Annotated in this window: 12 protein-coding genes; all 12 read left to right on the top strand. The window is 39.0% G+C overall.

Annotation, left to right across the window (positions count from 1 at the left end; translation table 11 throughout):
• The first annotated feature begins 4 nt into the window (after nucleotides 1-4).
• A complete protein-coding gene (gene rimP, locus ACQKNX_RS13520) occupies nucleotides 5-481 on the top strand; it encodes a ribosome maturation factor RimP (protein ID WP_340825805.1) in 477 nt (158 codons plus the stop codon).
• A 24-nt stretch (nucleotides 482-505) separates the two neighbouring features.
• Complete coding sequence (gene nusA / locus ACQKNX_RS13515; RefSeq protein ID WP_427429330.1) at nucleotides 506-1639, top strand: transcription termination factor NusA; 1134 nt, start codon at nucleotides 506-508, stop codon at nucleotides 1637-1639.
• A 207-nt stretch (nucleotides 1640-1846) separates the two neighbouring features.
• Nucleotides 1847-2125 carry an RNase P modulator RnpM gene (rnpM, locus tag ACQKNX_RS13510; protein ID WP_427429329.1) on the top strand — a complete coding sequence of 93 codons (279 nt, stop codon included), beginning with the start codon at nucleotides 1847-1849 and terminating at the stop codon, nucleotides 2123-2125.
• Nucleotides 2122-2430, top strand: a complete 309-nt coding sequence (locus ACQKNX_RS13505) for a YlxQ family RNA-binding protein (RefSeq protein WP_427429328.1) — start codon at nucleotides 2122-2124, stop codon at nucleotides 2428-2430. Before rnpM ends, ACQKNX_RS13505 begins: the two co-directional genes overlap by 4 nt.
• 14 nt (nucleotides 2431-2444) lie before the next feature.
• Complete coding sequence (gene infB / locus ACQKNX_RS13500; RefSeq protein WP_427429327.1) at nucleotides 2445-4739, top strand: translation initiation factor IF-2; 2295 nt, start codon at nucleotides 2445-2447, stop codon at nucleotides 4737-4739.
• On the top strand, nucleotides 4739-5017 hold the full coding sequence (locus ACQKNX_RS13495) for a DUF503 domain-containing protein (protein ID WP_427429326.1): 279 nt from the start codon (nucleotides 4739-4741) through the stop codon (nucleotides 5015-5017). Before infB ends, ACQKNX_RS13495 begins: the two co-directional genes overlap by 1 nt.
• A 113-nt stretch (nucleotides 5018-5130) precedes the next feature.
• Nucleotides 5131-5472, top strand: coding sequence for a 30S ribosome-binding factor RbfA (gene rbfA / locus ACQKNX_RS13490; RefSeq protein ID WP_024361990.1), 342 nt, complete (start codon nucleotides 5131-5133; stop codon nucleotides 5470-5472).
• A gap of 79 nt (nucleotides 5473-5551) precedes the next feature.
• Nucleotides 5552-6463: a tRNA pseudouridine(55) synthase TruB gene (gene truB / locus ACQKNX_RS13485; protein WP_427429325.1), complete on the top strand. Its 912-nt coding sequence runs from the start codon at nucleotides 5552-5554 to the stop codon at nucleotides 6461-6463.
• Between the two features lie 13 nt (nucleotides 6464-6476).
• Nucleotides 6477-7427: a riboflavin biosynthesis protein RibF gene (ribF, locus tag ACQKNX_RS13480; RefSeq protein ID WP_427429324.1), complete on the top strand. Its 951-nt coding sequence runs from the start codon at nucleotides 6477-6479 to the stop codon at nucleotides 7425-7427.
• A gap of 261 nt (nucleotides 7428-7688) precedes the next feature.
• A complete protein-coding gene (rpsO, locus tag ACQKNX_RS13475; protein ID WP_008178982.1) occupies nucleotides 7689-7958 on the top strand; it encodes a 30S ribosomal protein S15 in 270 nt (89 codons plus the stop codon).
• A gap of 374 nt (nucleotides 7959-8332) precedes the next feature.
• A complete protein-coding gene (pnp, locus tag ACQKNX_RS13470; RefSeq protein ID WP_427429323.1) occupies nucleotides 8333-10447 on the top strand; it encodes a polyribonucleotide nucleotidyltransferase in 2115 nt (704 codons plus the stop codon).
• 72 nt (nucleotides 10448-10519) lie between these two features.
• The gene (locus ACQKNX_RS13465; RefSeq protein ID WP_427429322.1) at nucleotides 10520-11743 is read left to right on the top strand and encodes a M16 family metallopeptidase; all 1224 of its coding nucleotides are present in this window, start codon (nucleotides 10520-10522) and stop codon (nucleotides 11741-11743) included.
• The last annotated feature ends 503 nt before the right edge of the window (nucleotides 11744-12246 follow it).

Below are 12246 nucleotides of genomic sequence, written 5' to 3'. Positions count from 1 at the left end.
AACAATGAGCAAAGTACCATCTTTAATTGAAGAACTTGCTACACCAATTGTCGAAGAGTTAAATCTTGAGTTGGTGGATGTTGAGTTTGTGAAAGAAGGACGTAACTGGTTTTTACGTGTTTATGTAGATACACCTGAGGGTGGGATTGACATTGGCCAATGTGCTCAAGTTAGTGAACGACTATGTTTACTGTTGGATGAAAAAGATCCTATTACACAAAATTATTATTTAGAGGTATCTTCACCAGGTGCAGAACGTCCATTAAAAAAAGATACTGATTTTAAAAAAGCCGTTGGCAAGTTTATCTATGTGAAGACTTATGAGCCTATCAAGGACATGAAGGAATTCCAAGGCTACTTAACATCTTATGATGAACATACATTAGTGATGGAAGTACCCGTTAAAACCCGAAAAATTACAGTAACAATTGAACAAGAAAAAATCGCCTTGGCACGTCTTGCCATCGATTTTTCAGCATAATGCATATTTAGGAGTGAAAATAAAATGAGTAGTGATTTGTTAGATGCGCTAACGGCGCTGGAAGAACAAAAAGGAATTTCAAGAGATGTGTTAATCGAAGCGATTGAGGCTGCATTAGTAACAGCTTACAAGCGCAACTTTAACCAAGCTCAGAATGTCCGTGTAGACTTAAATTTAGACAAAGGCTCAATTCGTGTGTTTTCACGTAAAGATGTTGTTGAAGAAGTTGACGATGATCGTTTACAAATTGCAATAGAAGATGCAAAGGCTATCAATCCTGCTTATCAACTAGAAGATATTGTTGAGCAAGAAGTCACACCTCGTAATTTTGGACGTATTGCTGCACAAACAGCGAAGCAAGTCGTTACACAACGTGTACGTGAAGCAGAACGCGGTTTAATTTATGAGCAATACGTAGATCGAGAAGATGATATTGTAACTGGTGTTGTTGAGCGTTTAGATGCACGTAACATTTACGTAGGTCTTGGGAAAGTAGAAGCAGCATTACCACAAAACGAACAAATCCAAGGCGAAACATACAATCCACATGATCGTATTAAAGTCTATATTACAAAAGTTGAACGTACGACACGTGGTCCACAAGTAATCGTATCACGCACACACCCAGGCTTATTACGTCGTTTGTTTGAAATGGAAGTGCCTGAAATTTATGAGGGCATTGTAGAAATCAAATCAATTGCTCGTGAAGCAGGGGACCGTTCTAAAATTTCTGTTCATGCACATAACGAAGAAGTTGATCCTGTTGGCTCATGTGTAGGTGCTAAAGGTGCTCGTGTACAAACAATTGTTAATGAATTAAACGGTGAGAAAATTGATATCGTTGAATGGTCAGAAGACCCTGTTGTTTTCGTAGCAAATGCACTAAGCCCATCAAAAGTATTAGATGTGCAAGTAAATGAAGAAGAAAAATCAACAACAGTTGTAGTTCCAGATTACCAATTATCTTTAGCTATAGGTAAACGTGGTCAAAATGCTCGTTTAGCTGCGAAATTAACTGGCTGGAAAATTGATATTAAAAGTGAAACAGATGCACGTGAGTTAGGTATTTATCCATCTGCAACAAGCACTTTCGTACCTGCTGAAGATAGCGAATTCGAAGCAGCTGCAGTTGACTTATATCAAGACGACGAAGAATAAGTAAGAAAGCCCGTGTGACTGGTCACCTGGCTTTATTCAGTGGGCGTTCCCAGGCCGACTGAATAAAGCCAGAAACTGTGGCAAAGGTCTTGAATTTTGAGAGGCGTGATTGTACTCCACAATGTTCAAATCACAAAATTCCAACTTGCCGTATTGGTTATGGCTAGTCCACCTCTTACGAAGCTTCAGAGAGGAAAGGTGATTCTTATGACGATTAATAAAAAAGTACCACTTCGAAAATGTGTAGCTACTGGAGAAATGCTACCAAAAAAAGCAATGATTCGTGTTGTTCGCTCAAAAGAGGGCGAGGTAAGCGTTGATGTTTCAGGGAAAAAACCTGGACGGGGCGCCTATGTTTCAAAGTCTGAACAGGCGGTTGACATTGCGCGTAAGAAAAATGTATTAGGGCACCAACTTGAAGCGAAAATTCCTGAAGAGATTTATGAAGAGCTACTATTGCTCATTCGTCGGGAGGCTATTTTATGACCAATCAAGCAGTGTTTAATTTGCTTGGTATAGCGGCTAGAGCCCGAAAAGTTATTTCAGGTGAAGAGTTAGTAGTAAAGGAAGTCCGCAATGGTAATGCTAAGCTTGTATTACTAGCAAACGATGCTTCTAAAAACTCTAATAAAAAAATTCAAGATAAGTGCACTTATTACAACGTTGAGTATCATGTAATTGGCGATCGTTATGATCTAGGACATGCTACAGGTAAGGTGGCCCGAGTGGCTTTAGCTATTACCGATAAAGGTTTTGCAAGTAAATTGTCTAGTCTACTCAACGAAAAATAATCGGGGGTGAGCAGATGACCAAAATCAGAGTTCATGAATATGCCAAACAAGTGAATAAATCGAGTAAAGAGGTTATTGAAGCGCTAAGTAAATTAAATGTGAGTGTAACAAACCATATGTCAATGTTAGAGAACGATACAGTGGTAAAGTTAAACCAATCATTTAAAGCACCAACAGATAAAAGAGACGCAAAACAGCCTACTCAAAATGTAACACAACGATCTCAAGCGAATGGACAACAAAAACCACAGCAATCGGTGAAAAAGCAAGATGGACAAAAGCAGCAGTCTGCTACTTCTAAGCCGAAAACGAATAATTACAATCAACAAACGCAACAAAACTCAAATTCGTCTAACGAAAAATCTAAGAATACTAAAGGTAATCAAAATAGAAATATGACACAAAATAATAATAATAACAATAATAATAATAATAATCGTAGAGGCGGCGGTGGATACAACCAACGTCCAAAACCAGGAATTCACGGTGGGAAACGCCGTCATCCAAAAACGCATCAACCATCAATACCAATGAAACAAAAAGAATTACCAGAAAAAATTACATTTGTTGAATCACTTTCTGTAGCTGAATTAGCAAAAAAATTATACCGTGAGCCATCTGAAATCATTAAAAAATTATTTATGCTTGGTGTTATGGCTACAATTAACCAAGAATTAGATAAGGATGCAATCGAGTTAATTTGTGCAGACTACGGTGTAGAAGTTGAAGAAGAAATCCGTGTTGATATTACGGATTTAGAAACGCACTTCGAACAAACAGAGGAAGTTAATGAAGCTGAATTATCAGAACGTCCTCCTGTAGTAACAATTATGGGTCACGTTGACCATGGTAAAACAACGTTACTAGACTCAATCCGTCATACAAAAGTAACTGCTGGAGAAGCTGGTGGTATTACACAACATATCGGTGCATACCAAGTAACTGAAGGCGACAAAAAGATTACGTTCCTAGATACACCTGGACACGCGGCATTCACAACAATGCGTGCGCGCGGTGCGAAAGTAACAGACTTAACAATTTTAGTAGTAGCGGCAGACGATGGTGTAATGCCTCAAACAGTTGAAGCGATTAACCATGCCAAAGCTGCAGAAGTGCCAATTATTGTTGCTGTTAACAAAATGGATAAACCATCAGCAAACCCTGATCGTGTGATGCAAGAATTAACTGAGCATGGTCTTGTACCTGAAGCTTGGGGTGGCGAAACGATTTTCGTCCCTATTTCAGCATTAAAAGGTGAAGGTATTGACACATTGTTAGAAATGGTCTTACTTGTTGCCGAAGTTGGAGAGTTAAAAGCAAATCCAGATCGTTTAGCACTTGGTACTGTAATTGAAGCACAACTTGATAAAGGTCGTGGTTCTGTTGCAACACTATTAGTACAAGACGGTACATTAAAAGTCGGCGATCCTATCGTAGTTGGTCATGCTTATGGCCGCGTACGTGCTATGGTCAACGATAAAGGCCGTCGTGTGAAAGAAGCTGGCCCATCAACGCCAGTAGAAATTACAGGCTTAAACGATGTGCCACAAGCTGGTGACCGCTTCGTTGTATTCGAAGACGAAAAAACAGCTCGTCAAGTGGGGGAAACTCGTGCAATGACAGCTATTCAAGCACAACGTTCTGAAAAACAACGTGTAACGCTTGATAACTTATTCGAACAAATGAGCCAAGGCGAAATGAAAGAGTTAAACTTAATCGTTAAAGCTGACGTTCAAGGTACAGTAGAAGCTATGGCTGCTTCACTAATGAAGATTGATGTCGAAGGCGTAAATGTGAAAATTATCCACACAGGCGCTGGCGCAATTACAGAATCAGATATTTCTCTTGCAGCAGCATCGAATGCAATCGTTATCGGTTTCAACGTACGACCTGATATTAATGCAAAACGTGCAGCAGAAGAAGAAGGCGTAGATATTCGTCTACACCGTGTTATTTATAAAGTAATCGAAGAAATCGAGCAAGCGATGAAAGGTATGCTAGACCCAGAATTTGAAGAAAAAATTATTGGTCAAGCGGAAGTTCGTCAAACAATTAAAGTATCAAAAGTAGGTACGATTGCTGGTTCTTACGTTACAGAAGGTAAAGTAACACGTGACTCAGGCGTACGTGTCATCCGTGACAACGTCGTGATTTTCGAAGGCGAATTAGATACATTAAAACGTTTCAAAGACGAAGTAAAAGAAGTTGCAAGAGGATACGAATGTGGTATTACGATCACAAACTTCAATGACATTAAAGAAGGCGACATCATTGAAGCTTACATTATGGAAGAAATTAAACGTGCATAATGATTGTATACGTTGAGGTAGAATTTATCGTTCAAACTGCCCATTCGTTAAAGGAAAAGCGCGCTGTTTTACAGCGTATGATTACTCGCACAAAACAGAAGTTTAATGTATCCATTGCAGAAATTGACCATCAAAATGTATGGCAACGAACGAAATTAGCGCTTGTTGCTGTCTCTTCCTCAAAAGAAGCAGCGGAGCGTGAAATCGATCATGCACTTCATTATTTAGAGTCAAATCCGTCGTGGGAACAGCTTAATGTGTGGCGAGACTATTTATAAGTAGTAAGGATATTTGCGATAGTTGCAGGAAGCCTGATGTGGCGTATGAACATGCGCCATCATCATTCGCCTGTAGCGCAAATGTTTGAACATCGAAATTGAGGTGACTAATTATGTCTCTACGCTCAAACCGTGTTGCTGAGCAAATGAAAAAAGAGCTTGGTGATATTATTGGCCGTAAAATTAAAGATCCGCGTGTTGGCTTCGTTACTGTTACTGGTGTAGATGTAACAGGTGATTTACAACAAGCAACAATTTATATTACATCTTTAGGCAATGAACGTGAACGTGAAGAAACGCTAAAAGCTTTAGTAAAAGCAGCTGGCTTTATCCGTTCAGAAATCGGTTCTCGTATTCGTTTACGTCGAACTCCAGAGTTAATCTTTGAATTCGATTCATCGATTGAATATGGGAACCGAATTGATTCATTACTACGTGGTTTACACAAAGAATAAGCACAACAGTAAAAGTCTGCCACATGCATCTTCATGCAGGCAGACTTTTTTTTGCAATTTTGTTTAAGGGGGATTTTTTATGAATGGTATTTTACCACTGTGGAAAGAACGTGGCATGACAAGTCATGATTGCGTCTTTAAATTACGAAAAATTTTGAGGACAAAAAAAGTAGGTCATACGGGCACATTAGATCCAGGAGTGGAAGGTGTTCTTCCAATTTGTATCGGACAGGCAACCCGCATCGCAGAATATTTAACAGATGCAGGTAAGACTTATGAGGCAGTGATTTCAATTGGGCGAACAACGACAACTGAAGATGCCGAAGGAGAAACAGTTGCAGAAGATAACACAAATAAGTCGTTTACACGTGCGGAGCTACTCGATGTATTAGCATCCTTAACGGGTATCATTAATCAAACGCCACCGATGTTTTCAGCTGTAAAAGTAAATGGCAAACGTTTATATGAATATGCTCGTAAAGGTGAGACTGTTGAAAGACCAACAAGACAGGTTACAATTTATGCATTAGAGTTACTTGATGAGAAGGAAACTTACGAAGGGCATGAAATTACATTTCCTGTAAGGATCTCATGTAGCAAAGGTACGTATATTCGTACACTTGCTGTACAAATTGGCGAAGCACTTGGCTATCCTGCACATATGCATGAGCTTGTGCGAACAGCATCAGGTACATTTACGCAAGACAATTGCTTTACACTGGCACAAGTTGCAGAATTAATGGAAAATGAACAAATCAATACATGTATACTTCCTGTAGAATATGCATTATCAGACTATCCATATATTGAAATAACTTCCGCTAATGAAAAAGAAATTTTCAATGGACAAGTGCTTCCAGCAGATGCATTATTAAAGGTGCATGATAAAATTGTGTTTGGAATCAAAGGAAAAGCATTTGCGGTTTATCAAGCCCATCCGACTAAGGAAGGGTACATGAAACCACATAAAATGTTTCCGACGATAGAGTAGGAGGATTTTTTGTATGGAGGTCATTCATTTAAAATACCCACACCAATTACAGCAACGAGAAAGCATACAGCCTTACTCATTGGCAATTGGCTTTTTTGATGGTGTACATATTGGACATCAGGCGGTTATTGATGCTGCCAAGCAAGAGGCGGAAAAGCGACAAATTTCAACTGCCGTCATGACATTTGATCCGCACCCATCTTTAGTGCTAGGCGGACGAAATGAAAAAGTATTCTATATTACATTATTACAGCAGAAATTGCAGCTGTTTGAAGAACAAGGTGTAGATACTGTATTTGTTGTACATTTCACATCTGACTTTGCAAAGCTGTCACCTGCTGCTTTTATTGATACATTTATTCGAGGATTAAACATACAACACGTTACAGCAGGCTTTGATTTTTCGTTTGGTGCATTTGGTAAAGGCACAATGGAAGATATGCATGCATTAAGTAATGGAGAATATGGTGTAACAGTTGTCGATAAGAAAACCGACGCGACTGAGAAAATTAGCTCAACGCGTATTCGTAAGTTATTGCAGGAGGGGGATATGGAGGCAGCAAGAATGCTTCTAGGTCGACCTTTTGACATAAAAGGGATTGTTGTACATGGCGATAAGCGCGGACGTACAATAGGCTTCCCTACCGCTAATGTGCAAGCATTAGAGGGCACATACATTCCAGCGAGTGGTGTATATGCTGTTCGTCTACTTGTGCAAAATAATTGGTATGATGGTGTATGTAATGTAGGCTATAAACCAACATTTAAAGATCCCAATGACAAGCAACTGTCTATCGAGGTTCATATTTTAAACTTCGAGAAAAACATCTATGGCGAGGAAGTACATGTTGCTTGGTATAAACGTATTCGAAGCGAGCGTAAATTCGACGGAATCGAAGCGTTAAAAACACAAATAGAAAAAGATAAACAAGAGGCTATTCACTTTTTTAACGTAATCGAATAGACAAAATGGATGCAGAGTAAAATGGTATTAAATAGGATAGAATCACTCTCTCTTACAGTACCGTTTAGCTTACTCATCACTATTTGCTTAAGGTCTGAAACGCTTGGACGTTTGCCAGAACAACGTTATTACTTGCTTGACCCTTTATTTTATGGTAACATTCATAAGTGCATAAAGTGCTTAACCTTAGCTCGGTATACCGATGACTCCAACGTTTACTGTGCTAATGGGGATTAAAAATTATTTAGGAGGTCAATACAAATGGCTATTACAAAAGAACGTAAAAACGAAATTATTGCTGAGTACCGTACTCACGAAAGTGACACTGGTTCTCCAGAAGTACAAGTTGCAGTTTTAACAGCTGAAATTAACGCTTTAAACACTCACTTACGTACACACAAAAAAGATTTCCACTCTGAGCGTGGTCTTCTAAAAATGGTAGGTCGTCGTCGTCACTTACTTAAATATCTTCGTGAAACTGACGTTCAACGTTACCGTGAACTAATCAATCGTTTAGGCTTACGTCGCTAATTGACAATCGAAAAGCGGGATTATTCCCGCTTTTTCTTTATGTTTATAAAACTTTCTAGCTATTCTTAAGTATTTACCAAGATGGATACTTGCAAATGGAAAGCGAATAACTAAGTGCAATAAAACGAAATAATCTTTATACGTAGGCTACTATAAACATGAATAGCAAAAAATAGCCAAATATAAGCACAAAAGCAAGCAAAAACGCCATTAAAACCAAATTAAGAAATAAATCCTAAATAAATTGGCAATAACTGAATTTAAATGTATGATTATTTCATGAAATATTTAGCATAGAACAAGCATTTTTGGTACACTTACTATTAGTACATACAGACGAGTAAGTGTTTTTATAATAGAGAGGGGTTCATTGAATGAACGAAAAGAAAGTCTATTCCTACGAATGGGCTGGCCGTCCACTTGTAATTGAAGTAGGACAGTTAGCAAAACAAGCAAATGGAGCAGCATTAGTACGCTATGGTGATACTTCTGTACTTGCAACAGCAACAATGTCAAAATCACCAAAACCACTAGATTTCTTCCCATTAACAGTAAACTACGAAGAACGTTTATATGCAGCGGGTAAAATTCCTGGCGGCTTTATTAAACGTGAAGGTCGTCCATCTGAAAAAGCGATTTTAGCAAGCCGCTTAATTGACCGTCCAATTCGTCCAATGTTCCCAGATGGTTTCCGTAATGAAGTACAAGTAATTTCAATGGTTATGTCTAATGATCCTGATTGCACGTCTGAAATGGCAGCAATGGTAGGTTCATCATTAGCATTAGCAATTTCTGATATTCCATTCGGTGGCCCAATTGCTGGAGTACAAGTTGGATATATTGACGGTAAATTCGTCGTGAACCCAACAGTGGAGCAGTCTAAAATTTCAACAGTTCATTTATCTGTAGCTGGTAACAAAGATGCTATTAACATGGTTGAAGCAGGTGCTTTAGAAGTACCAGAAGAAGTAATGTTAGAAGCTATTATGTTCGGTCATGAAGAAATTAAAAAAATTATTGCTTTCCAAGAGCAAATTATTGCTGAAGTAGGGAAAGAAAAAATACCTGTCACATTGTTTGAAATTGATGAAGCTATTCAAGCAGATATTAAAACAGCTTGTGAGACTGAAATGCATGATGCCATTCAAACTGCTGAAAAGCATGCACGTGATGAAGCAATTAAAGCAGTAAAAGATCGTATTATTGCTTCTTATGAAGAGCAAGAAGCTGATGAAACAACAATGAAACAAGTATTTACAATTTTAGATAAAATGGTGAAAGACGAAGTGCGCCGCCAAATTACAGAAGATAAAATCCGTCCAGATGGTCGTAAACTAGACGAAATTCGTGCACTTTCTTCTGAAACAGGGCTATTACAACGTACGCACGGTTCGGCATTATTTACACGTGGACAAACTCAAGCACTTTCAATTTGTACTTTAGGTGCACTTGGCGATGTACAAATTATCGACGGCTTAGGTGTAGAAGAATCTAAACGCTTTATGCATCACTACAATTTCCCTCAATTCTCTGTAGGGGAAACTGGTCCAATTCGTGGTCCAGGTCGTCGTGAAATCGGTCACGGTGCTTTAGGTGAGCGTGCACTCGAAGCAGTAATTCCTGATGAATCTGTATTCCCATACACAATCCGTTGTGTATCAGAAGTACTTGAATCAAACGGCTCAACATCACAAGCTTCAATCTGTGCTTCTACTTTAGCTATGATGGATGCTGGTGTTCCGTTAAAAGCACCTGTTGCTGGTATTGCGATGGGACTTATTAAAAAAGGTGAGCATTACTCCATTTTAACGGATATCCAAGGTATGGAAGATCATCTTGGTGATATGGACTTTAAAGTAGCTGGTACAGCTAAAGGTGTAACAGCGCTTCAAATGGATATTAAAATTGATGGTTTATCACGCAATATTTTAGAAGAAGCATTAACACAAGCTAAAATTGGTCGTATGCATATTTTAGAATCAATGCTTGCAACACTTGCACAGCCACGTGAGAAATTATCTACTTATGCACCGAAAATTGTTATCGTGCGTATCAATCCAGATAAAATCCGCGATGTAATTGGACCAGGTGGTAAACAAATTAACAAAATTATTGAAGAAACAGGCGTAAAAATTGATACAGAGCAAGATGGTACAATTTACATCTCTTCAGCAGATGAAGAAATGAACGCACGTGCAAAACAAATTATTGAAGATATCGTACGTGAAGCAAAAGTTGGTGAATACTACTTATCAACAGTAAAACGTATCGAGAAATTCGGTGCTTTCTGTGAGATTTTCCCAGGCAAAGATGGCTTATTACACATTTCTGAAATTCAAGAAGAGCGTACAAAGCAAGTAGAAGATGTGTTAAAACTAGGCGATCAATTACTTGTGAAAGTTATTGAAATCGACAAACAAGGTCGTGTAAACTTATCTCGTAAAGTAGTTATTCAAGAAGAAAAAGAACGCGCAGAACAAGGTAAATAATTTTATAAAAAAAGGCTGCGTATGATGCGCAGCCTTTTTTAAATAAAACGGTTGTAAAAGGAGGAAATTATTTTGGTACAAGTACATACATGTCAAAACGGTTTGCGTATTGTGTCTGAGCAAATTGATCATGTAAGATCCGTTGCTCTTGGCATATTTGTCAATGCTGGTTCTCGCTATGAACTTCCAGAGGAGAATGGGATTACGCACTTTATCGAACATATGCTTTTTAAAGGGACAAAAACGCGAACTGCTCGCCAAATAGCAGAGGAGTTCGACCGTATAGGTGGAGAACTAAATGCCTTTACTTCAAAGGAAAACACATGCTATTATGCGAAAGTTTTGGATCATCATGCGGAGCTTGCCCTAACAATCCTTGCAGATATGTTCTTTAATTCGACATTTTCGGAAGAAGAATTAGAGAAGGAACGTCAAGTAGTACTAGAGGAAATACTAATGAGTGAAGATGCTCCTGATGACGATGTTCATGAAAAGCTTTGGGAAGTAATGTATCCAAATGATGCACTAGGACGTCCAATTTTAGGGACTGCAGCTACATTAAAAACATTTACTGCAGATGTGATTCGACAATATATGGCTAAACATTATGGACCACAATCAATTGTAATTTCTGTGGCAGGAAATATTTCTTCCTCACTATTAACAACGATTGAAAACTTGTTCGGACATTATGAGGCTTCACCGCTTGCTGTTGTACCTGTCCTGACAAACCCACAGTTCCATCCAGGAGAAATTACAAAAACGCGTGATACGGAACAGGCGCATTTAGCACTTTCTTATCCGGCAATCGGTGTCAAAGATCCAGATATGTATAGCTTTATTGCGTTAAATAATATTATTGGTGGAAACATGAGCTCTCGTCTATTCCAAGAGGTACGAGAAGAGCGCGGCTTAGCGTATTCAATTTTCTCCTATCAATCATGCTATGCAGATGTTGGGGCATTTACGATTTACGGCAGTGCTAGTCGCCAGCAGCTTTCGCAATTGCAACATACGATTGACGCTACATTGCTTGATATTGTAGCGGGAGGCGTAACTGAGGAAGAGCTAGATAATGCTAAGGAACAGCTAAAAGGAAGCTTTGTGCTAGGTCTTGAAGGTACGGGTGCACGTATGAATCGTAATGGTACAAGTGAATTAGTTCATCGAAGACATCGTTCGGTAGATGAAGTATTAGCGTCAATTGATGCTGTAACAATGGAATCAGTTGATAGACTCATTGCTAAAATATTAAAAGCAGAGCCGGCAATTTCAATTATCGGGCCTGAAGCTTAAAAAGAGCTTAAAACGAGGTCACAATAATTTCATATTTTATTGCGAGGCAGCCAATAGTTCAATCGTTGGCTGCCTCGCTTTAGTGTGTAGACAAAGTTATAGAATTAAACTACTGCAGTTGATTTCCGCTACGTGCGAACGCTTTGTGCTCGTGCTGTTTCTGCAGGAGTGTCGTATCGCCCACTCCAAACAAATAAGTAACGCCTACTGTTTTTGAGGTAAATAAAGTAGTGCCAGGCACCCAAACAATTTTTATGACTTACTAAGGAAAAATCCACGTAGACTCCTGCGGGAACGCACGCAATGTAAGACGCAACAGACCGCGCGACAGCGAGGGTTGCGGCTTACACGGTGCCTGCGGAAAGCGAAGTGGATTTTACCGATTTAGGAGCCGATATTATGCTGAGTGCCAGGCACCCAAACAATTTTTATGACTTACTAAGGAAAAATCCACGTAGACTCCTGCGGGAACGCACGCAATGTAAGACGCAACAGACCGCGCG

The organism is Lysinibacillus sp. NPDC093712 (assembly GCF_050280025.1).
GTDB lineage: Bacteria > Bacillota > Bacilli > Bacillales_A > Planococcaceae > Lysinibacillus.
Note: the sequence above shows the minus strand (reverse complement) of the source record. Positions and strands in the feature narration are given on the sequence as shown.

Bases quoted from the DNA above. Each gene is read 5' to 3' on its own strand.
- rimP (WP_340825805.1), top strand. From the start codon at position 5: ATGAGCAAAGTACCATCTTTAATTGAAGAACTTGCTACACCAATTGTC.
- nusA (WP_427429330.1), top strand. From the start codon at position 506: ATGAGTAGTGATTTGTTAGATGCGCTAACGGCGCTGGAAGAACAAAAA.
- rnpM (WP_427429329.1), top strand. From the start codon at position 1,847: ATGACGATTAATAAAAAAGTACCACTTCGAAAATGTGTAGCTACTGGA.
- ACQKNX_RS13505 (WP_427429328.1), top strand. From the start codon at position 2,122: ATGACCAATCAAGCAGTGTTTAATTTGCTTGGTATAGCGGCTAGAGCC.
- infB (WP_427429327.1), top strand. From the start codon at position 2,445: ATGACCAAAATCAGAGTTCATGAATATGCCAAACAAGTGAATAAATCG.
- ACQKNX_RS13495 (WP_427429326.1), top strand. From the start codon at position 4,739: ATGATTGTATACGTTGAGGTAGAATTTATCGTTCAAACTGCCCATTCG.
- rbfA (WP_024361990.1), top strand. From the start codon at position 5,131: ATGTCTCTACGCTCAAACCGTGTTGCTGAGCAAATGAAAAAAGAGCTT.
- truB (WP_427429325.1), top strand. From the start codon at position 5,552: ATGAATGGTATTTTACCACTGTGGAAAGAACGTGGCATGACAAGTCAT.
- ribF (WP_427429324.1), top strand. From the start codon at position 6,477: ATGGAGGTCATTCATTTAAAATACCCACACCAATTACAGCAACGAGAA.
- rpsO (WP_008178982.1), top strand. From the start codon at position 7,689: ATGGCTATTACAAAAGAACGTAAAAACGAAATTATTGCTGAGTACCGT.
- pnp (WP_427429323.1), top strand. From the start codon at position 8,333: ATGAACGAAAAGAAAGTCTATTCCTACGAATGGGCTGGCCGTCCACTT.